Origin of the sequence: Endozoicomonas sp. ONNA1, from assembly GCF_024606325.1 — a bacterium.
Lineage (GTDB): Bacteria > Pseudomonadota > Gammaproteobacteria > Pseudomonadales > Endozoicomonadaceae > Endozoicomonas_A.
Genome location: NZ_JAHHPN010000857.1, coordinates 40,813 through 62,005, shown reverse-complemented (window position 1 = coordinate 62,005; position 21,193 = coordinate 40,813). Strand labels below are relative to the sequence as shown.

Here is a 21,193-nt window from a genome sequence, read left to right as displayed (position 1 = left end):
TAAGTTTACCTTCACGCAATAGTTGTGCTTGTTCTAAAGACCAAGTGTAAAAATCACTATCGTATAAATTATTTTTCATAACACACTCCTAAGGTAACCAGTCTTTAGTCATAATCTGTTTATAGGTCCAAGGACACTCAGTGGGAAAGTCTTTAACATGACACCTCAGGTCATCCGCTGCTTTTCTACGGGCATTCTGATAAGCTTTAACCAGTATTTCATCAAGCTTAGGTTGTAATCCTGGATTCTCCTCCAACTCCTCCTCGACATCAAATCGCTGCGTATTAACGGTAACTTTCCAACTACGATACCACTCATTTATATCGTGCATACCATCTTTATTCTGCGATTGCTTTTGCCATTTCAGTAAATGGAGCAATAGTTGTTTCAAACAATTTTTCAGAGTCTTATACTCACTCCTACCCATTGTTTCTACTTCCTCCAACAGGTTCTCAATATCCAATTCATTAAGTTTACCCTCTTTCAATAGCTTGGCCTGCTGGCAGGTCCAACTGTAAAAATCGCGTTCATACAAACTATTCATAGTTTCTCCTAAGGTAACCAATCCTCAGTCATTATTTGCTCGTATGACCATGGACACTTTGGGGGAAAATCATTAATTTTACAATTCAGGTCATCACCCGCTTCTTCCCTAGCCAACTTATAAGCTTTAACCAATATTTCATTTAACTTAGACTGTAATCCAGGATTTTCATCAAGCTCCTCATTAACTTTACGGCGTTGTTTTTTAATACTAACTCTCCAGCTACGGTACCACTCATCCATAACGTGTAGATCATCTTCTTGTGATTGTTTTTGCCATTTCAACTGATGTAATAGCAGCTCTTTTAAAGCACTTTTTAAGGCACGATATCGAGACTTACCCATGTCTTCTATTTCCTCAAGTAAGTTCTCGATATCAAGATCATCAAAACGCCTTTGTTTAATTAATTCTAATTGCTGATAAGTCCAGCTATAATAGTCACTATCGTATAAATTATTTTTCATACTAACTCCAGTTAAGTTTACAGGCAAATAATTAGTGATGGGATATAAAAACATACAAAAAAAAAAGGAGGGCCTAAGCCCTCCCCAATTATTTTGCTTCCAAAGCCTCAATGCGGGCTAATGCACCAACTAGCTGTGATTGCAATGTCTCCACAGATTCTTCCAAAGCACTCACCTTTTTACGCTCGTCTTCTAAGAGCCCATCAAGCTCCCTATAAGCTTCTACAACATAGGCTATGGTGTTAGAGTAGGCCAAAGACTTATAGCCTTTAGCATCGGTCTGGATCAGCCTAGGTGCTGTTTTCTCAACCTCATCAGCAATCAAACCAACCATCTCAGACTTGTCTGATTTTTGAATAAAAGACACACCTCGCCAACTTAACAGCACTTCACGAGCATCCGTAATCGTCTCTATGTTTTCTTTAAGCCTGATATCAGAACCCTGAGTAATAGTGCCCGAGGCAGAGATATTATTGCTATTAACAAAACCAGAGAGTAGCTGATAGTCAACACCATCACTACGTCTATGTAAATACCAGTGATCAGCATCACCAAACTCATTATTGTCATCGCCATTATAAAAAAGACCAACACCATACAGCAAATCCTGACCTGCGTACAATAAGCCGCTGGCCTGACCCCCACTCAGAACTCCACAGGCATGTATTCTGGAAGTGTGGTTGTTGTGCGAGGTAACCGATAACGTACTATCTTGAAGAAGCGTATTATCGCCTACTGTTAACTCATTGCGCTTAAGGGTCATCCAATCTTCAATACTTGGATCAGTATCATCATTTAAAAAACTAACACCCGTTGGATAGTGCCGCCATTGAAAAAACTCATTGCTATTATCCCAAGTAATAAAAGTTAGTTTTGAGTTAGTGTCAGCATCGGAGTTACCAATATACTTCATGCCGCCGCCGTCGGTTGCACCACTAATAAAAAAACCTGGAAAGGGAGAAAGATCGCTGAGATTATTGCTACCATCCCTTAAAAACCGAGACCCTTGTATTAAATAGCCCTCGGTACTGGTATGTCCTGAACGTAATAAAGTTGCAACAGTGTCGTGAGTAAACGTAGGCATGGGGGGCGCTATACCGGCCAGTAGATTCCAAGCAACGCCGTTAATCGGATTTTTTAACCTGACACGAATGTTAGCGGTATCACCGACTACAAGTCCGTCGATATATCTAATGCTAACCCTGAATCCTCTGGAACGAACGGGACCCACATCGTCATCCTCAGTAACTCGGTATTCAACCATTACCTGAACTTGATAGTTATGATTGATCAAATCTGCGCTATGTGAGAATAGACGACCAATAATCATAGGTCGACTAGCGTTGGTTGTCTGCATGGCCTCTGCCAACAGCTCGCCGTTTACCGATATGTTAACGCCCAGTATAGCAAACTCCAGCGATATACTTGAGCGATAAAAGGTTTCAGACTCAGTATAAGCTACTGGCAACCACTGATCTTTAGATATAGTAGCTTCTAAATATTCACCACCCCAAGCACGGTTAAAATTACCTTCATGAATAATGGGGTGGCCAGCTACAGTAGAGCCTTGTTTTAATTCAGCCATAATTAATCTTCCTTGAAATTAGGCGCATTTAAACCACTGTCAAAAGTGAAATCTTTTAGTACTATTGGATCAGTAGGCAATTCTATTAAAGAAGGATATGCCCATTGACTACGGCGATTACCGGAACTGTAATAATCAAGACAGATTATTTGGACCCATGGGGTTTCAGGGTTTACCTGAATTACCGATGTAATAGGCATGCCTGCTTGTGCTCTAATATATTCTGGCGTTATCGACAATGCAGTTTGCACTTTAGGTTCAGACATCCAACTATCGTACTGTGCGTATAACTCAGCTATCTGAGTTGAATCCCAATCCCAAGGAACCAAAAATCCGTGCTCTAATTGCCATCGGTACTGTTCTTTGGGAGCATTAATATCATGGTATTGAAAATACCCAAATGTATAGGTATCGCGGCTACCATCACGAAAAGTAAAAGTCAATGACGTATCATTTTCACCGCGACAACCAAAATAAATGCGACTACGAATACCCCCGTAATGTTCAACACGACACCAAACCGACGTAAAGTACAGTTTCGTAGGGTCAATTAAAAATAAATCACTAGACGCATTAATATCGACACTAACACTGTCACCGTTAGTACCCAGCTCAAACCCCTCAACACCGGGCTCAATAGTGCGATTACCAAAACGAATTGGCTTAGCAGTCATACCATGCCTTAAGTCTGAAGCTGATACATTACCTTTAAAACCGCCCCGGTTAAAAGCACTGGACCATTGTAGCGCATTATTTTGCAAGTAACTCAGTGGGAAGTCATTCTCCCAAAACTTAAAGGCATACAAACTCTGCTCTGTTTGTAACATAGTTCTGTTTTCTGATAAAACAGGTTTGATTCTACTGACTACCAAATTTCTGATATAGGATTGACCTTCAGTAATAATAGCTTGGTGTTTAAAAGGTGAAACGTATAACTTGCTGACATTAGTGCTGACATAATAAAAAAACTCAACCGCCTCCCAGTCAGTACTATTAGAATAAGCATAGTTCTGATGTCCAATAGGCCCACCATCTGCCTGCTCGTAGATATTTAAAAAAGTATAACCACCGGCATCCTGCCTTGCCTGATCAACTCTTATCTCAGCAGTGGCTCTAAGCCAATCACCTGGTTCAAAGATAGTACTATCACCCAGATAAATAGTATCCCAAGCACCATTAGCAGCCCCTGAGGCTGACTCAGGGAGACTACTGGCTAATACTTCTAACACCTCAATATTGTTAAAAAGCTTAGGATCGGTTTCCATATAACCTTCGATTTGGAAATTAGGCATAGCCATTCTTTGTAATTGCACATTTTTAATATAGCAATTACCCACATCGATATTATCAGGATAAGCAAAAATAGATATTTGCGGAGGTGTAATACTTTGTTTATTATCAAGAGGATAAATAAGCTCAATTTTTTCCCACAAAGTATTATCAGAGAAATAACCTCTTTCTATTGAGCGGGTTAAAAAGGGTTCCTGACCGTGTAAAATTAACCCACACTGACCTGAAGCATTATGTCTGTCATCACTGACTCGCAACTCACAGGTTAGCCTAAGCCAAGTATCCTGTTGAGGTTGGAATTCACTGAACACCCTGTTATAAAACAAATAATCAGAATTACCGATATTATCAATAGCTTCAATAAAAGTAACAGGACCAAAACCATTCTCACCAAAACGATCAATACCCGGATAATTAATTTCATAGCTAAGCACAGAACCCAGGTGGTCATCGACGAGTCTTTCGCTGATAATGCCTCTTTGACCCACACCTACAGCCCCATAAGCAATACCATTAGGATTACTGGATTTAGCTACCTTTGGCCAATTTATAGAATACAAGGACTCCATCGCAGTATCAAGCGCTGAGTTTGTATTAATGGTACCCATAGCTAGTAAAACAAATAATTCGTCTTTAGCCAGACCATTGAGTCTTATCACCAGACGATCAAGATCATCAACACTATCGCCATCGAGCTGACCTTGAACATCGTAAATCTCACTTTGGGCAATAGTTAGCTCAACATTATTTAAGGTGATAAGATGAATACCTTTTTGAGCTGGGTCAGTGACTGAGTATAGCTCATTATTATCGACCAATAGCGAGATAGCATTGGATGTGCTATTAAGTGCAATGACCTGATGTTTATCAACCACAGTACTTGAGTTAGTAGCTTCAATGAGGTTACTGACCTCAACTACTGGGTCATCTTTATTTTTGATAATCATAGCAGCTTAAACTCCAGACCTTCCATATCAGCATTCCAGCTAATTTCAGCCTTATCATCAAACTGAATGGACTGGGCAACCTTAATACCCTTCTGCTGAGTTTCTACCACCGGTGTGGTGCCTAGATTACCATGGGTTGCTTTAAAGCCATCTTTAGCCAGAGTATACATGACATTACCAAGATTGTCTTTAAACACAAAAGCACTGGCATTGCCATAAAAGGAAAGATCAACAACATTGCTAACACTAGAGTAATGTACACTGGCGTAGTTAGCATTGGTGCCAAAAGATATCGCAAACCCCGGATTCCAACGTGTATTGGCAGAAACTATATTATCGTTAGTCTTCTCAATAAAGCTAGCTATAGCATCGCCTAGGCTAATACTCCCCTCTGCATTAATGCTTTTAGTCAGAGTTTCTATAGACTTTGCCAAAAGTATAGCATCTTCAGAAGAGTCTATTGGCGCGCTCAATAATGTATCTATAGCTGTCAGAACAGCAGTCCTTGCCTCATCTAACGTGGCCATCTTAGCCCTCCAGTGACAAATCCATGTCAGTGATCAGTTGTCGTTTTTCATCATCCAGCAGCTGAGCATTGTTAAAAATGTTAAACAACTCATCCCGTTTAAGTTGAAAAGCAGCCAGCACTGGTGCGAGCTTGGTATCGTGATCCTCAATACGAGCTTCTAAGGCGGTACAGAAATCATCTAATGAAACACCCCGAAGCGCTGCTAGCTGACTCAGTAAAGGTACAGACGCATCGGTATCCTTACGATAAGCACTGAGCTGCTCTCTTTGGGTGGACCAGGTACTGCGCTCACTATCTGGATACCAGCGCATCAGCTGGGCGTTCTTAGCTTCAAAATTAGCTTTAAGTACTTCCATGTGATAAAGAAACATATCTTCTACCAGCACTGGAGTCTTATCCACCCAAGTCAGTTTACCCCCAATTATGCCACGACACTTACCCTCAGGCGGGGCATCTAAATAAAATTTTTTATAAGTATCTTTATCTAGCTCAACGCAATGCTCAGGAGCATTGTTATCATTAGAGAAGAATACTGATATAGTTTCTGTATCCAATAAATAATTCATCAGCGTCCCCAAGTCAGTAAAAGAGGCGTCCAGCCAATGGCTCGCGTTGCCTGCGTTGAAATATCATAACAACCAATAATTACAGTGGATAATGTACTGTTATTAAAATCAACGACGGTACTTATGGGAGCGACAATGCCGTTGGAAATACCTCCTGATTCCAAAACCACTGCGCCAAACAACTGATTTGGATAGGTGATAGGTAAATTGATAGTCGCTATACCCGATACTACCCCAGGAGGGTTATAGACCCATTGAAACCCAAATCCCATCAACCAATCAGGAAAAAAGATATAGCCAGCACTCGTGCCAAAGGAATACTGAAACCCCCAGCGCATAGTTTGTGGCGTTACAAACACAGTGTTTAAAGTACCCGCTACTGTTTCAGCTAAAGTAGCTGCCTTTTCTTCAGTGATCTTAAGAGCAGCCAATGCTTTGGATAATAATAAACTATCCTGTACATTAATGGTGCCACTTAAGAAAGTGTCAATTTTATTTTTTAAGCTTTCTCTAAGCTCACTAAGGGTTGCCATTATTAAATCCTTTTAAGTAATATAGCCAGTGCACCAGACACCCAGTGCCATGTTATCCAAACGATGCTTGCCTCCGGTATGAAATAAAAATTGATTATTGCGATCAAGAGGACAATACATTGAATTAGACCAGTACCCGTAATTGACGTAATTGTGTGTGTGGTCAGTATTTAAATAGTTTTCACCAAAGGCATTAACCCTAAGGGGTGAGTATAATGTTTCTGGGTAAAAGATCAGATTACGTAATTCACTAAAATTGAATACATAATGAGCAATCGCATGTTTACTGGGATCGTGTATATGATATTTAGTGCCACCAAAAACGAATACCATAAAGTCCATATACTCACTGGCATAAGCCACATTTAAAATTAATCCAACCGCTTCTTTAGGTACTTGAGCTGGGGCATCAATCGACACATTTTTCATTTCATCGGCACTTGTCCATTGTTCCATGAATATATTTATTGGCGTATCAAGCATATGTATAAGACCAGCAGCTGGTGCATTATCCGTCAGTGAAGTCAGGGTTTTAGTTAACAATAATACTTCTTCTTCCTCAGGGGACTGACTCAGTCTGTCGTTGATTTTATCTTGAAGCAAAAGTGTTAAATCATTAAGTGTTGCCATAATCGCCTCATTGATAATAACCAATGCAGTGAATGATAACCGCTTGACCATCGGTATTATTAGTAAGATAACCAACCATTAATCTAAAACTACCATCTTCAGCTAAAGGTACGTGCAAGCTATTATAGAAGGTTCCATTTTGAGTATAATGGTGTCTATGGTCGTTGATGCTATAATCATCGCCCAATTTTACGAGAACGACATGTCCTTTAACCAACTCTGGGTTCAGTGCCACATTAACGGCTGTATAAGCGGGTTGAAAGTCCATATCAAAGGTATAACTGGCATCGCTCCAATCAGAAGTTAAATTCGGACCCATAACAATTTGATTGTGATCAGAACTTAATGACACATAGCCTAGATTTAAAATTAAACCCTTAGCGGTATCTGGTATAAAATCAGGACGCTGAATAACTTCTTGAAACCTCAACTCACTATTATTAAAAGTATTAAATAATAATCTTGGTGTATCAAAAAGGAATACTCCCTGATCTTTCCTATCCATATCCTTAATAGCGGCCATTGCTTTACTAACCATAACCAACTCTTCGCCAATCAACGCTTCATTGGTTGCTTTAGTGGTAAAGGCATCAATTAGCTTATTACGGACTTCTTTAAGCGTTGCCATAATCAACTCTCCAAATAGCCGACACACCAAACGCCCATACTGAGTATCATGGGTTGTTCAGCACCTCTACCCATTTCTAACTCAATATAGCCCTTATCGTTAAAGGGCACCATCAGTGTATTTTCAAATTGTCCAAAATTGGTCCAGGTGTGTTCATGTTCACCTGGACCAGGATTATTGGCAAATAAGGATACAACTACATGTCCGGATAATAATTCAGGGTTATTAACGAGATTATTACTAAGGCCAATGTCCTCTGCCTGAACAGAATACAGCCAATCTTCATCATTAAGGGTTGCCCCTATTTGAAAATACGCATGACGACCATGGCTATTGGCATAAGCCACGTTTAAAATTAATCCAGAAGCACTATCGGGTACATTAGCTGGTCGATACAAAGGTTGGCGAATCATACTGGGTAAAGGCCCCACATCAACTGTCCAGCGCTTTGCGAATATAGGCACAGGCCCATCGAACATATGTACCTTAGCCATTTTAGGCGCTAAAATATCATGACACTCTTTTAAACTGGATGATGCCAGTAATAATTCTTCAATCGATAAATCCCGATCCAGTTGTTGATCGAGCTGATCCAGTAAGGCTTGACTTAATTCTTGATCACTAGCCATAACGCCTCCTAAGCATAATAACCAAGGCAGTGGGTGATAATTCTCAGTTGAAATACCCTCTCTAAATAATCAGCATTAATAACAAACTCACCCGTTACTGAATCTAAAGGTATTAGTACCCGATTATGGTAACCAAAATAATGATTATTATCAATAGAAACATTGGGGTCTTGCTGTGAGGGTGCGCCATAGTTACCCGTATACATGTTGATAACTACAGGAGGTATCGCTGTATTTGCAGCATCAACTGAATTGTTAATATTGGTAATATCAACTATATAACCCTTATTAGCTACTGACTCAGCTGTCGGGCCTGCTAGTATGAAAAATCCATCCGAGCCAGCTGCGGGTATTTCAGAAAAAGATTCAATATGCACAAATGCATACTTGGCATTATCAGGTAATACCCCTGTGGTTGTTATTGTGATTGGAAACTCAGTGCCATCGGCTAAAATATTATCAGACAAGTTAACACCCTGATCAAATAACACCAGTCCTTCTTTGGGTCGAATAGTATTTAGTTCAGCCAAAGATTTAGATAAAAGCAACAAGTCCTCAGCACTGGTGGTTGGGTCTTGAGATCTGGTTTCTATTACATCTCGCAATGAGGTACTTAATTCATCAAAAGTAGGCATTATTTCATCCTTTAAATAATGTCAAATACAGTTTCGCCTAATATGGTATTGAGTCGAACTTTTCTAAGGCGATCATCCTGCTCAGTATTCTTTTGTGTTATTAGTGAATCCGCTGTAACAAGGGATGCAATTTGCCCAGTATTGGTATTGACTTGAGCAACCACAGCACTATCAGAAGCCTCTAAAGTATCTAACCGACCTTTAATACCCTGATCTTCAAGCTCCAGATTATCCAATCGGGTATTGATGCCTTGATCCTCTGTCTCCAGTAGACCAATTCGATTGGATAAACCAGTATCAGCAGACTCAAGTGCATCAACTCTAGTAATGATCCCCTGATCGACTAACACAAGGGCATCTATTCTATCCGATAGGTTTTGATCAGCTAGCTCTAAAGCTTGTTTATTACCATCAATAGTGGCCGTCAGGTTAGTTAATAGATCATTCAGATCTTGATCTATCTGTTGCTCCAGGGCATCTATTGCCGCAGTTGAGGCGCTGCCGGAGTTTTCAATATCTCGCAGGGTAGCTGATCGGTAAATCAGAGTCTGATCACCAAAACCAGTTAGCGCCGTGCCAAACTTATAAACCCCACTGACTTCCTCAGCCGCTTCAGTGCTGGAGAGTGCGTTAATAACGGCTATCTGTGGCTTAGTCCATACATCACCTGTCTCGCCAATATAAATAACCGCACGACCGTCGAGATTGTAGGCAAACTGAATATTATTAATGGGTATATTGGGGCTGCCATAAGCATGAACATTGGTAATAACTTGACCTTCAGTTACAACCGTGTGTGGCAAAAGATCGCCATCAACATAAAGGGTAAACGATTGATCCGCATCTTGCACTAACATCATAAGCGTAACACGGGTCTCACTGGTGACTCTGGGTAACTCCAAGGTTAAAGGACCAGTATGCCCCGTTGGGTATTGATGGCTAGGCGTGGGTAGATACGAGAGTGCTCCAACTCTAGGCACTTTAGTATCAAGTACCTCTTGTAAACCATCAATAGCAGCAAAGGTATGATGATGATCAGGGTGTGTTATACCCGAGACATAATCACGAATAGCATTAAGGGCAGTAACAACCTCATCAAGCCCCATGAAATTATCTTGCTGATGCTGATGGTGTATAGGTGGGAAAGTGGCCGGTGTTTGGGCAATGTCTTCCCAATTAACCAACCGATGACCAATAAGGTCACTGGTTAGCATAATCAAAGCCAGCTCTTCATCCAGAATAAAATCACCACCTAAAGTCTGGTAGGTAACTTGAACCTCACCATTGAGATTTTTATCTAAAAAGGTAATACTTCCATACAAAGAAGTACCTAACTGCTCTGTACCTAACTTAAATTTATGAGTAAGCGTATAGTCAATACCAAGCGCTAACTCACGATCTGTTGCAACATGAATAACTTTTAGATTGTATGTAAAGAAGGGTGCCATTCTGGGAACAATAAATTGATAATTAAACCCATTGGCGCTTGTGAGGGTGTGTGCTTCGTTAAAGACACGATTGGCAGGTGCCTGACCGGTTTCGTCAAAGGCGTAGCTGATATCCATAGCCGTCGTCCTTCCATTGACCTTTTTATGGCGCAGTCTATCCGTAACTGCTCCGCTTTTTTACTTAATCATACAATAGGAAAACAATATGTACCAATTAATCAAGGGTATCGCCCGCATTAATAAGCAGTGGGTAGATCTAGACAATACTCATTATGGCACTTCTTTATTTGTACTTATGCAGTCCTATGTTGATATTCGATTAACACTTAAACACAGTATCACTGATGAACAGGGCGAGCTTTATCTTGATGATATCGAAGATCAAATACGCGGTAGAACTCTGACGATTCCAGAGTTTCTTAGTTACAATGGTGATCGTTCCCTACCTCTTCGTGATAGCATTACTGATACGGGTATAAAAGGTAAGCTGACTCAATACGATGCCTTTGAGGCGGGTTGGAATTGTTTACCCACCAATCATGGTGTACATCCTGATGTACATGTAATAAACTCAGAAGCCAATGACTTATTATTAACTCGCGATGATACTGATTATGCCCAGAGGTATGAGTATATACTAGTGGCGGTTAACGGTCTTGTTTATCCAACACTGTTAACTGAATATGGTATTTATGTCCTAGGCGCTTGTAATCGACAAAGTTATTATCAAGATACTGAAGTAACCATTATTGATTTTACTAATGTGGGTAAAATAAAATGCTGGCCAATCAAACAAGAAGATATTATTTATCCTAATACACAAAGACAGCCTTTAAGAGAATCTATCTATTTTAAGTTAGCTGAAAATATTAGTGATCGCACTTTGTTTATGGTAGCCAATGGTTATTTAAATATAACCGGAAACGTATTGGAACAAACGGATGTTGATATAGTTAAACTTGATACTCGCAAAATGCCTGTATTGGAACATTATCAGCAAACTAAAAATAGATTTGCCTATGAGGGTATTGATGTAGAGCATCCATTATCAGAGGGTATTAACACTAACCGTTTGTATGATGATCAGAATCTTAGCGCGTTTTTCACTAACCCAAATTGCTTTTTTATCACTCTTGAAAACACTAATGTATTTATCCAGAGTCAACATTTACAAGCCACTGAGTTGCCTGGGGTTTGGGAGATACATGAGCAACCCGAGGGTGTGTTACAAGGGATGTGGGGAGATATAATGAACTTTATTGTCTTTTTACACACAGATCAACTATTTATAGAGACTAGTGCACAGCCGCTAAGTTCGCTACACCACAATACCACTGATTGGAAAAATAAAGTATGGGCTACTGTTAATCGAGAAACCGCTGCCAGAGTCTTTCACCAGAGGCCCAGATTTACACAACTGTTAGCCAATAAAGAGTAACAGACTGATGAATATATGCAGGAAACTGTTGAGAAAAATAACAAAGCGTGTTAAATCCAATGAATGTGTTAGCGTTTCAGAAATTACCACAGCCGAAACTATATCCGAGGATAGTTATGGTGATATGACCATAGCCAATGTGCATGGGTTGGTCATTGCTTCAAGAGCCTATATTCATTCGGATGAAGTGACAGAATTATTAATGCATTATGTTAATGATTCAACGGCGACTTATTTTTTACTGGATCGATTATTTGATCGATTATTTACTGAATATCGTTGCTGGGTAGCCAGTGGTCATCGGGAAGATATGTTAAGAATGTATATCAATGAGATGATAGATCAAAGGGATTCAGAATTGCATATCAGGTGGTGGCAAGAATATATTAAACAATATTATTGTGCTGAAATTACACCTATGGTACAATTTCAAGTTAACATGGAACCTTCATTTATTGGCAATGCCCAGCAAACACTGCAATAAAGGTAGGGCTAAAGCCCTACCTTTATTTTTTTCCTAAACCATCAATAATTTTACTAATGGGCGATTGTGTATCTATACGACCCCCCATACCCGCATTAATGCCCTCACGCACCGTTTTAAATTGAGTACCAAAGTAAGAGCGCAGCAATAGCGATGGAATGGTTAGTACCACGCCAATAGACTCCCACGAGGGTAACTCTTTTTTATCCCAAGCAATAAAGAGCATCCCAGTGGCATAAGCTCCTAATACCACCACAGTGATAGCAGCCATCGCTAAAATAACCCAAGAGCGGATCTTCTTACCGTAATCGTCACCAGCGTGAATCACTTCCTGAATAGCTCGCCAGTTATTGGCTTCAGTAATCTCAAGATCAATCCGTTTACTCATAAGCTGAGCACGTGTCTCTGGAGGTAAGGTTTTTATTTTTAGCGCCAACTCATCGCCGGTAACGGTTTTAGGATCAACCTGTTCATCATTGCCAAAAAACATATTAGCTAAAGTAACCGCCGCAGCACCACCGGGTCCCATACTGGCAACCGCTGTCTTACCAGCCTTTAAGACTATGTCCATAAAGTCCATAATGTGTCCTCGAGATTAGCGGGGTGTTACCCCGCTAATTATTAAGAATATTTCGATACTCCGTTAATGCTACTGCTAAGGAGTCACATGCGTGTTCATCCAGATTTTCCAGTACCACACCATCATAAATCAAAGGTAAGGCTGATAGTGCTTTAAAGATATCTTCCTTATCTTTAGATTTGCCACTGGCACCCACTGCCTTTTTAACCGTAGGCGGATCATAAGTGGAAAATGACAGGGTGGGGTTATAATCATACACTACCAGTTGTAGTGTAGTAATGCACTCCACTAATGCCTGATAAGCGGCAGGAAAGCGCCCCATATAAGCAGCTTCACAAGCTACGTTATGGGGCTGCCAGCGATTAATTATCTGGGTGAAATAATCTCGATAACCATTTAAACGTACAAAGCGATTAGGGTGATAATCCAATAAGTCTTTTCGCTTACTAAGACACTGTGAACCCTTGATTGTTTCAGAATGTCGAACAGTCACTAGATTATCAATAAAATCAACATCAATTATTGACAAACCAACAAACTGACTACTGGGGTCCACACCCATAATGCGATAGTAGGAATTAACTTTCATCAATCGTTAATTTCTCAGTAGCACCCAGCTCATACTGAAGCGTCAAGGCTTTGTTTAAACTAGGTAAGTGGTAGGGTCCATCACATACCAAAATGGCGGTTTGGGCAGCAATGGCTTCGGCAAAAGAAACATTGCCAGCGCCAGAGGGTACCGTAATGTTTCTATCTACACCTGTCACTATGGCTATCTCTGAAATTATGGCATAGGCTGTATCATTATTGATAACACGACAAGCTTCAATGATTTCATTAATATCATTGACTGATAGCGCATAAGTCACCGGAGCCGTGGTAGTTAGACTATCACCGCTTGCTGGGGTAACGCCACCAACCGCCAGCTCAGGAGGTGTGGGGTTTAAATCTTGGGCTGAAGGTACAAAAGGTACTGAAGAGCTGTTACCATTCTCTACCGTGGTTAAAATGGTTACAGGGGGATTCTCATAATCTGGAAGACGCTTTAAGTAATAAGCATAATAGTCACGACCCCCATGCCTCTCCTCACGGCGCATGGCATAGCCAGCACGCTGTTCAGCGGTCAGATCATTATCTGTCTCTCTTAAGATAAAAGGCAAATGTATAAACAAAGAGGCATCTCTGGAGTGATGTTTATGTAATCCAGAAACTGGAGAACCATCGGGGCCAGTTACATTTTTGTGACCGCCACGTCCTATGGCCAGATATTTAGCATATGGACTTTCATTAGCATCTAAAGTAGCCGAGTCCATAATACCAAACTTTTCATTCAAGGTAGTATTGTTATCTATCTTGATTGGTGCTTTTAGAAACTGAGAGGTTTGTAGCGCAGCACCATAAATGGTTCTTGTTATATTTGACATTACTCTTCCCTTATTGAGGTTCATTAAGTGTTACTAATGGCAATAACACACGGTGTTGAATGGTTGTTTGACCGCCGGAGTTAAGCTCTATTGGAATATCTATTGAATGAACTGACTCAGGTGCTGTCTGCGAATCAACATCCAATAAAAATTGATCGATATCATTAGTGATTGAGCTGGAGCCTTGACTAGCCTCAACCCGTAGTGCAGCGGCATCAAGATAAACAGGACCGCTATCACCACTAACCACAGGTTCACCCAAACGTAGTTGTGTCCACTTTACGGCCAGTGAGGTGGAGGCTAAAGAAGTAGCAATAAATTGCAATGCATAACTTGAGAGTTTTGATAAAATATCCAACATAGCGCGTTGAATATTAGTGGTTGAGCCGGTCAGATTAAGTGATTTACCAGTCGCTTCTTTAAAAATAGTTTCTGATAAAGATAGATAATCCTGTACCCCAAAGCCACTCAGATCTATGTCACGTGTTTGTAGAAATTGACTATAATTATCCGCCATTGACAAAGTACAGTGTGCATCACAATACAAAACTTTAGTTACTGACTCTGCTTGTGCTCTGGCATCATAGTATTCAAAGGCGCTATAGTTATCTATCTCGCTGACTCGTAAATCATATAAATCCTGACACCAAAGATGAAAAAGTTCATTGTTATAAACCTGAGAAATAACAGTATGTTCATTTAACAAATTGGCAACAAACTCTTTTGATACTTTATTCTCTTGAACAAATCCCATTAAAGTATCAAGAGTAGGTAAATCTATACGTCTCACATCATAAACCAGTAGGCTAGGTATTTCAACCAACTCTATGTCAATAGCCTTGTATAAAGTGTATATATACAAAGTTAACGCATCAAGAGGTGAGAGTTTAATGCTAACACCTGTGGTTAGTATAGGAATATTAACAATGCCGCGATAATAATCGCGTGAAGCTAAAAAGGCCCATTGATTCAAAAGCAAATCATCAAAGGATAAAATAACATCATCGCCAATTTCCGTCAGCTCAGACTCCAACGTTTTTGTAGGAAGCCTACCACTGTGGGCTCTTTGCATAGATTTGGGAACGTCAACTAAAGCTTGTGCTACTACATCTGGGTTATCTCTGGCCAAGTCAACCGTGTTATTAAGTAAATCGCTGACCTCACGAGTTTCATTAAAATTAATTGAGTTTAAGGTTTCATCAATACGATAACGCCTAATATCAACGTCCGGGTATAATGTCTCTGGCATAGTTTCGAGATTGTGTGCAATATCAAAGCCAAACAAAGATAGATTTCGACGAGATAGAAATACTCTAACCAGAGATTCAAAGGTGGATTGTTTTCCAGCATTGTTCATGATCCATCTTATATTACGATAAAGATACAATGCTTGATAATCATCTAGTTGACCACGGTAATTATCCAAATTACCATTTGAGCGCAGATAAGTCCAGAGATGAAAACTGTGTACCTGAGGAGTTTTACAGTTATTGAGCCTTATATTTAAAATAGTATTGGGAATATAGAGATACATTAATCCAAGATTAGCGGCAACATAAAGATCATCGGCAGCACTATAAGCGGCTGTGTTATGTTTATTTTGAAAACCATTAATCCATGATTGTAGTTGGGGGATTAGATTAGTTTCAGTAGCTTCTATTAAGCTGTCAGTCCAACCTAGAACTGTGTGGTTATCAGCATTAATGGCTCTATCTATGTCAATGGGAGCAACCACGCCACGAATCAAATCTTCTTCGTCAGGATACTTTGCTACCAAAGCAGTATAGGCTTGATTACCCACCGCATACTCACGAAAGGTTGTTCGGTGAATCTCCATATTTTCTTTGGTAAAATCAATTTCCTCCAAAGTATCTAATGAAGTGATGCGAATATAGGGTAAATCAGCAGCGTGGTATTGGCCGTTAAGATTTAAATAATACTTCCAAGTCTCAGGATGCATTTCATCGATAACAGTACCATAAGCAACTTGAAGACTGTCATTGATTGCTTGGGCAGTTTCCTCTGATTTAATCACCAGAGATCGAGATAATTGTATGACATCTTTTATATATAAGTTATAAACGGAACTGTCCATACCAGTACCTTTATTAATGATCCAGTAGGATGGACCTCATGAAAAGAAAAATTAATCAGTATCGTGCACAAAGACCAAAATTTCCAAAATTTGATTTTAAAGCAGATCAAACCATAGCGAAAAGTGTCTTTCATAAACTGGTAAAAAATACTGAAAAAACTAATGGTAATAACAAGTCCAACCATAATAAATCGAAGATTCCCTCAGGACACACCTTAGAGGGTATGTCCGATTTAATCGCATCCGATGTCATGGACTATCAAGCCATATTCGAGATGCACCCTGATAATGAATTGGCAATGTCCATTCTAGTCTCAAGTATACTAGCGCCTAAGGACTTAATCAGTACTGAATTAGAATTTTCATTAATGAACAATATCCAGGTGGATGATACCACTGGAAACTTTATATCGAAGATTAAAAGCTATTTCACCGAACAATATAATCTGCCTAAGCTATTAACCAATATGTTGGAGGATATGCTATTCAAACGGGGTAGTTACCCTATGGTAATTTTACCTGAATCGAGCGTTGATGAGGTTATTAACTCCAATTGCCGTATCAGTCTTGAGTCTATGACAGATCAATTTACACTCGATGGTGATCCAATAGAAATGGGATTTCTGGGTGATGTCAAAAGAAAAACTAATGTCAGTTTGGAGTCATTGGTATCGCCAAAACGTACAGGGACTGTTGGCAAAATTAATGACTATGTTGATGTAACAGATAACTTCAACGTTCTTAAATGGCCCATGGTTGCCGATAAAGCACGACAAGATCATATTCACGATATACTGGGCTTCACTGGTGTTTCTTTAGAATCCAGAGAGGTACGTTCTAAAAAGACATTATACTCACGACGTGAGTATACGCAAATGCCTTTAGAAGTGGTTAACGTGGATAAAGAAAATAAAAGTCATGGGCATCCAATGGTCATGAAATTAGCTTCAGAGTCCATTATACCGGTACATGTACCTGGCGACCCATCACAACATGTTGGCTACTTTATACTTTTAGATAAAAATGGCAATCCCATTGATAAACCAAAAGAAGCGGGATATTACAAAGAGCTCAATCAAAGAATCAACGATCTGGATGAAACTAAGGACTTATTGCAACAAACTAATCTGGCCAGTGGTCATCATAAAGTAAAACATACTGACTCCGATATTTCTAAAAAGGAGCTACTAAATTCGTATACCGAGATTATCGAAAGCGATCTGATTCATCGTCTGGAAAACGGGATTTATGATGATAACGTCGAAGTAGCCAAACCCACAGAAGTGTATCGTATTATGTTAGCCAGAGCTTTGGCAAAAAAACATACTCGTATACTTTTTGTTCCAGCTGAACTGGTTTGTTATTTTGCTTTTGATTATAATGAAAATGGCATAGGTCGCTCATTATTGGAACAAAGTAAAGTTATCACCAGTATTCGCTCGGTACTTATGCTAGCTAATGCTATGGGCGAGCTTAAAAGCTCTATTGGTCGGACAAAAGTTAATATAGGTCTTGATGCTGAAGATACTGATCCTGAACAAACCGTTGAGTTTATGCTTAATGAATTTTCAAAGCATCAACGCTCGGCGTTTCCATTAGGATTATCAAGCCCATCCGATATTACCGATGCTATTCAAAAAGCATCTGTTGATGTAGCAGTTAGTGGCAATGCTCGTTACCCTGAAACCACCTTGGATATTAGCGATAATAACCGAGGTAATACTAGTGTTAGTACCGATCTTGAAGATAAAATGCGTCGTCGTCAATACATGTCTTATGGTCTTTCTCCTGAAATGATTGATACTGATATGAATATTGACTATGCAGCTCTCGTGGTCAGCTCTAATCTTCTAATGGCCAAGCGGGTAACCAATTATCAAGATAGATTCACGCCTCAACTGAAAAATTTTATAAAGCTTTATACACTTAATTCAAGTTATCTAAGAGAAGAGTTAAAAGAAACTTTGAGTAAAGTTAAGCGAGAAAAAGATGAAGACATGGATGGGTTATTACATCGCATGTTAAATAATCTGATAATCGGATTACCTAAGCCAGATACCACACGCACTGAGGGTTTAAGGGATAGTTACCAGACGTATACCGATACACTGGATATGGCCATTGAAGCTTATATTCAACCCGAGATGCTCGATGGTCTTATCGACTCTGAGGTGGAAGGTGGCTTTGATGCCATTATTGCTTGCATTCGCGGTTACTATCAAAGGCAGTGGTTAGCCAAAAACAATTTACTCCCTGAATTAAACTCACTGGTCGATCCCGATGATGGTGTGGACCTTAAGGGCGTTCATGCGGCACATCTAGAGCCCATGATTAAGAATCTGGCTGAATTTCTAAGAAGTTATCGTAAGATGGGTAGGAAGATAGATAAAAAGCTAGAAGATGACGAATATAAAGAGGAAGAGGAAGAGGAAGATGAGCCTGCTGAAAGTGATGGGGACAATCTGGGTGATGATGGCACTGGTACTGATGATGACATCGGCACTGTTAGTGATATCGATACTAACGATGATAGTGATGGGCAAGAAGCTGGTACGGGTGATCCAGCATCCGATGACGCTAATAACGAGGAAGACGATTTAGGTTTGCCGACCGTATAAAGCAAAAAAAAAAGAGGGGCATTGCCCCTCTTTTTTACGATTAAAACGATTCAGGTTTAATCATGAAATTACCACCATTAAAGATAGAGCGATATACACGCAAGGGCACATTATCACGAGTAACAACATACACAAGGTTAGAATCGGTTTCTTTAATAGTAGCAAAAGTTTCCGTCACCAGATGATGGAGCTGAGGCAACTCATCTTCGGTTAACGTTGATACTTCAGCCTCTTGACCCAGCGCCATCTCAGAAAAATCTATGGGTAAGACCACAACATGAATTTTATCTTGGAAGGGCACCATCATTTTAATTGTTTCAGAAGCAAGCTTCGCGCGATTCAACTCCTCCTCAGAAAGATTTTTCATTTCTTCTTCGGAGAGATCATCAAGTTCAAAGTTATACGGAGAGTACTTAATAAACTCATTCAGACCCTTAGTGGTCAACACTTTAAGAATAGAACGTGTTATAGCACTGTACTGCTTTTGAAAATGATTAAGAACCTTTTCCCCATAAGAATCCTCTATCTCTATCTCCAAATCCTCAATATCCTCAACAAAGTCGCTTGTTGTCCAGCTAATACCAAAGCCCAACTCCAGCAAATCGTTAATCTTATCATTGCCACGTCTAAGAATAGTTGCTTTGATATTTTCTGGTAAAGTTGACTCTTTAAGCGCTTTTGCCAAGCTGGTAAGATCGGCAACATCACTGGGACTGCCCAACGGCGACAGAGCCTTATCGGGTGATTTTAATTGTTTATCATGATAAACAATATCCAGATTTAAATAGCTGAAGGACAATATATCGTGCTCGTTTCTCTCCTTTCCAAGTAACAGATGGTAGTATTTGGCCAGTTGTACGGCGTCCTTAAGACAACCGGTGTAATTAAAATCTCTGAGAATAACATTGTTGCCAGCCGGAACATCCTTACCGCTACGGTCAACAATAGTGTCATCATCTTCTTTGGGTTCAATAATGTCCCAACGTGACGCAAGGGCTTGTGTTGGTACTTCAGCAGTCAGTTTATGGTCTTTATAGTCCATAACATCCTCCAGACTTTTCAAGGGTAAGGTTATACGCTCAAAGGTTTCTATAGACGTGAAGATATAATAGAGAACTCGTTGTGATGCATCCCATAGAAGTGGTGTCTCACGCATGTTCTCTTCTACACCGGATACATCTATCACACTGTAGTGGTAAGCGTATACCTGCTCACCCATAAAGGTCAGTACTAACGTCTGCGGCGGTAACCCTTCAGGAAATAACCGATTCGCAATCTCACCTTGTTTATCAGAGACCGAATGATGGTCAGTCTTTTCTTTAACCTCGACTGTTTTATTGGCGGGTTTGTCTGTGGATTCAGAAGCCCACGCACCAGCTTCCCCACTTGCTCGGTAGTTAGTGGGTTGTCTGGGACTGGTGCCCGAGGACACGGGGTCGATCCTGGGGTCATTCCTGGGGACATATCCGCCCGTAAAGCTTTTCGGGTTGTGAAAGGATTGCTGTGGGTTACCCCCTCTGAACCCTGGTCTTTGGAGTGGATGGGTTTGTGTATTGGTTTGCCAACTTCTCGACTGCGCATAACGGTTCATCGTGTCTCTCGTTCCAACGTTAGGCATTTGAAGGGGTTTACCACTAATTGAACTGGCAAGAGAGTTTTGTTGATTTAACAGATTACCGATAGCATTCTGCGCATCACTTGGCAGCAATTGCCAAAGATCCGGTATATCAACAGCATTAAGTGCAGTTACTATATCAACCACTAGCTGTGCTGCCTGCTGCACCGCTTGCTGCATGGGCATCTGCTGCATCATTTGCTCTGTTACATAAGCAACCCAGTATAAAGTCGACGCATACTCACGATTATTAAACCCATGTGTTGACTGTTGGTTAAACGTAAAGGTCCGCGCTGCGTTATTCTCAGCATTGACCTGTAGATTAATGCGTGTATAGGCATTAATCATCGGAAGATGTTCGTAAGCACCCTGCGAAATATTCTGCGGGGTGCAGGTTACCGGAATACTTTCCGGTTGATTTATTACGATATATTGCGATCGATCCACATGACGCGGATCGAATGGGAGACCTGGCCCTGTATGACTTGTAAAGTTCATAATTCTTCCTTTG

The 21,193-nt window shown here is 40.2% G+C and carries 20 protein-coding genes; 3 read left to right on the top strand and 17 right to left on the bottom strand.

From position 1 onward, the window contains the following. Positions 1 to 88: 88 nt before the first annotated feature. The 12 genes from KDK19_RS20560 to KDK19_RS20505 form a co-directional block, all read right to left on the bottom strand. Positions 89 to 544: a DUF29 domain-containing protein gene (locus tag KDK19_RS20560; RefSeq protein WP_257292834.1), complete on the bottom strand. Its 456-nt coding sequence runs from the start codon at positions 542 to 544 to the stop codon at positions 89 to 91. 8 nt (positions 545 to 552) lie between these two features. Then, the gene (locus KDK19_RS20555) at positions 553 to 1,008 is read right to left on the bottom strand and encodes a DUF29 domain-containing protein (RefSeq protein ID WP_257292833.1); all 456 of its coding nucleotides are present in this window, start codon (positions 1,006 to 1,008) and stop codon (positions 553 to 555) included. 88 nt (positions 1,009 to 1,096) lie between these two features. Then, positions 1,097 to 2,593, bottom strand: a complete 1,497-nt coding sequence (locus KDK19_RS20550; RefSeq protein ID WP_257292832.1) for a tail fiber domain-containing protein — start codon at positions 2,591 to 2,593, stop codon at positions 1,097 to 1,099. Between the two features lie 2 nt (positions 2,594 to 2,595). Further along, on the bottom strand, positions 2,596 to 4,830 hold the full coding sequence (locus tag KDK19_RS20545) for a hypothetical protein (protein ID WP_257292831.1): 2,235 nt from the start codon (positions 4,828 to 4,830) through the stop codon (positions 2,596 to 2,598). After that, positions 4,827 to 5,357 carry a hypothetical protein gene (locus tag KDK19_RS20540; protein WP_257292830.1) on the bottom strand — a complete coding sequence of 177 codons (531 nt, stop codon included), beginning with the start codon at positions 5,355 to 5,357 and terminating at the stop codon, positions 4,827 to 4,829. Before KDK19_RS20540 ends, KDK19_RS20545 begins: the two co-directional genes overlap by 4 nt. A 1-nt stretch (position 5,358) precedes the next feature. Then, positions 5,359 to 5,925, bottom strand: coding sequence for a hypothetical protein (locus KDK19_RS20535; RefSeq protein WP_257292829.1), 567 nt, complete (start codon positions 5,923 to 5,925; stop codon positions 5,359 to 5,361). Beyond that, positions 5,925 to 6,458, bottom strand: a complete 534-nt coding sequence (locus KDK19_RS20530; protein WP_257292828.1) for a hypothetical protein — start codon at positions 6,456 to 6,458, stop codon at positions 5,925 to 5,927. The genes KDK19_RS20535 and KDK19_RS20530 overlap by 1 nt, the downstream gene beginning before the upstream one ends. Before the next feature lie 12 nt (positions 6,459 to 6,470). Further along, positions 6,471 to 7,088, bottom strand: a complete 618-nt coding sequence (locus KDK19_RS20525) for a hypothetical protein (protein ID WP_257292827.1) — start codon at positions 7,086 to 7,088, stop codon at positions 6,471 to 6,473. Positions 7,089 to 7,095: 7 nt separating this feature from the next. Beyond that, a complete protein-coding gene (locus KDK19_RS20520; RefSeq protein ID WP_257292826.1) occupies positions 7,096 to 7,716 on the bottom strand; it encodes a hypothetical protein in 621 nt (206 codons plus the stop codon). Positions 7,717 to 7,718: 2 nt separating this feature from the next. Beyond that, positions 7,719 to 8,345 (bottom strand): hypothetical protein, encoded by a 627-nt coding sequence (locus KDK19_RS20515; protein WP_257292825.1) that lies wholly within the window; start codon positions 8,343 to 8,345, stop codon positions 7,719 to 7,721. 8 nt (positions 8,346 to 8,353) lie between these two features. Next, a complete protein-coding gene (locus tag KDK19_RS20510) occupies positions 8,354 to 8,980 on the bottom strand; it encodes a hypothetical protein (RefSeq protein WP_257292824.1) in 627 nt (208 codons plus the stop codon). 11 nt (positions 8,981 to 8,991) lie between these two features. Beyond that, positions 8,992 to 10,545 (bottom strand): hypothetical protein, encoded by a 1,554-nt coding sequence (locus KDK19_RS20505; protein WP_257292823.1) that lies wholly within the window; start codon positions 10,543 to 10,545, stop codon positions 8,992 to 8,994. Between the two features lie 88 nt (positions 10,546 to 10,633). Between KDK19_RS20505 and KDK19_RS20500 the strand changes: the two genes are divergently transcribed. Further along, positions 10,634 to 11,866, top strand: coding sequence for a hypothetical protein (locus KDK19_RS20500; RefSeq protein WP_257292822.1), 1,233 nt, complete (start codon positions 10,634 to 10,636; stop codon positions 11,864 to 11,866). A gap of 28 nt (positions 11,867 to 11,894) precedes the next feature. Then, positions 11,895 to 12,350, top strand: coding sequence for a hypothetical protein (locus KDK19_RS20495; RefSeq protein ID WP_257292821.1), 456 nt, complete (start codon positions 11,895 to 11,897; stop codon positions 12,348 to 12,350). 22 nt (positions 12,351 to 12,372) lie between these two features. Here the strand turns inward: KDK19_RS20495 and KDK19_RS20490 are convergent, their stop codons facing one another. The 4 genes from KDK19_RS20490 to KDK19_RS20475 are packed head-to-tail and all read right to left on the bottom strand — an operon-like array spanning position 12,373 to position 16,449. Further along, entirely contained in the window at positions 12,373 to 12,930 is a 558-nt protein-coding gene (locus KDK19_RS20490; protein WP_257292820.1) for a hypothetical protein, read from the bottom strand. Positions 12,931 to 12,964: 34 nt separating this feature from the next. Continuing rightward, the gene (locus KDK19_RS20485; protein WP_257292819.1) at positions 12,965 to 13,519 is read right to left on the bottom strand and encodes a crossover junction endodeoxyribonuclease RuvC; all 555 of its coding nucleotides are present in this window, start codon (positions 13,517 to 13,519) and stop codon (positions 12,965 to 12,967) included. Further along, positions 13,509 to 14,354, bottom strand: a complete 846-nt coding sequence (locus tag KDK19_RS20480; protein ID WP_257292818.1) for a hypothetical protein — start codon at positions 14,352 to 14,354, stop codon at positions 13,509 to 13,511. The genes KDK19_RS20485 and KDK19_RS20480 overlap by 11 nt, the downstream gene beginning before the upstream one ends. Positions 14,355 to 14,364: 10 nt before the next feature. Continuing rightward, positions 14,365 to 16,449 carry a hypothetical protein gene (locus KDK19_RS20475; protein WP_257292817.1) on the bottom strand — a complete coding sequence of 695 codons (2,085 nt, stop codon included), beginning with the start codon at positions 16,447 to 16,449 and terminating at the stop codon, positions 14,365 to 14,367. A gap of 38 nt (positions 16,450 to 16,487) precedes the next feature. On the opposite strand from KDK19_RS20475, the gene KDK19_RS20470 reads away from it, so the two are divergent. Continuing rightward, a complete protein-coding gene (locus KDK19_RS20470) occupies positions 16,488 to 19,067 on the top strand; it encodes a hypothetical protein (RefSeq protein WP_257292816.1) in 2,580 nt (859 codons plus the stop codon). 40 nt (positions 19,068 to 19,107) lie between these two features. Here KDK19_RS20470 and KDK19_RS20465 read toward each other — a convergent pair whose 3' ends face one another. After that, entirely contained in the window at positions 19,108 to 21,180 is a 2,073-nt protein-coding gene (locus KDK19_RS20465; protein ID WP_257292815.1) for a hypothetical protein, read from the bottom strand. Between the last annotated feature and the right edge of the window lie 13 nt (positions 21,181 to 21,193).

Coding starts and splice junctions, on each gene's coding strand:
- KDK19_RS20560 (WP_257292834.1), bottom strand. CDS start 544: ATGAATAGTTTGTATGAACGCGATTTTTACAGTTGGACCTGCCAGCAG.
- KDK19_RS20555 (WP_257292833.1), bottom strand. CDS start 1,008: ATGAAAAATAATTTATACGATAGTGACTATTATAGCTGGACTTATCAG.
- KDK19_RS20550 (WP_257292832.1), bottom strand. CDS start 2,593: ATGGCTGAATTAAAACAAGGCTCTACTGTAGCTGGCCACCCCATTATT.
- KDK19_RS20545 (WP_257292831.1), bottom strand. CDS start 4,830: ATGATTATCAAAAATAAAGATGACCCAGTAGTTGAGGTCAGTAACCTC.
- KDK19_RS20540 (WP_257292830.1), bottom strand. CDS start 5,357: ATGGCCACGTTAGATGAGGCAAGGACTGCTGTTCTGACAGCTATAGAT.
- KDK19_RS20535 (WP_257292829.1), bottom strand. CDS start 5,925: ATGAATTATTTATTGGATACAGAAACTATATCAGTATTCTTCTCTAAT.
- KDK19_RS20530 (WP_257292828.1), bottom strand. CDS start 6,458: ATGGCAACCCTTAGTGAGCTTAGAGAAAGCTTAAAAAATAAAATTGAC.
- KDK19_RS20525 (WP_257292827.1), bottom strand. CDS start 7,088: ATGGCAACACTTAATGATTTAACACTTTTGCTTCAAGATAAAATCAAC.
- KDK19_RS20520 (WP_257292826.1), bottom strand. CDS start 7,716: ATGGCAACGCTTAAAGAAGTCCGTAATAAGCTAATTGATGCCTTTACC.
- KDK19_RS20515 (WP_257292825.1), bottom strand. CDS start 8,345: ATGGCTAGTGATCAAGAATTAAGTCAAGCCTTACTGGATCAGCTCGAT.
- KDK19_RS20510 (WP_257292824.1), bottom strand. CDS start 8,980: ATGCCTACTTTTGATGAATTAAGTACCTCATTGCGAGATGTAATAGAA.
- KDK19_RS20505 (WP_257292823.1), bottom strand. CDS start 10,545: ATGGATATCAGCTACGCCTTTGACGAAACCGGTCAGGCACCTGCCAAT.
- KDK19_RS20500 (WP_257292822.1), top strand. CDS start 10,634: ATGTACCAATTAATCAAGGGTATCGCCCGCATTAATAAGCAGTGGGTA.
- KDK19_RS20490 (WP_257292820.1), bottom strand. CDS start 12,930: ATGGACTTTATGGACATAGTCTTAAAGGCTGGTAAGACAGCGGTTGCC.
- KDK19_RS20485 (WP_257292819.1), bottom strand. CDS start 13,519: ATGAAAGTTAATTCCTACTATCGCATTATGGGTGTGGACCCCAGTAGT.
- KDK19_RS20480 (WP_257292818.1), bottom strand. CDS start 14,354: ATGTCAAATATAACAAGAACCATTTATGGTGCTGCGCTACAAACCTCT.
- KDK19_RS20475 (WP_257292817.1), bottom strand. CDS start 16,449: ATGGACAGTTCCGTTTATAACTTATATATAAAAGATGTCATACAATTA.
- KDK19_RS20470 (WP_257292816.1), top strand. CDS start 16,488: ATGAAAAGAAAAATTAATCAGTATCGTGCACAAAGACCAAAATTTCCA.
- KDK19_RS20465 (WP_257292815.1), bottom strand. CDS start 21,180: ATGAACTTTACAAGTCATACAGGGCCAGGTCTCCCATTCGATCCGCGT.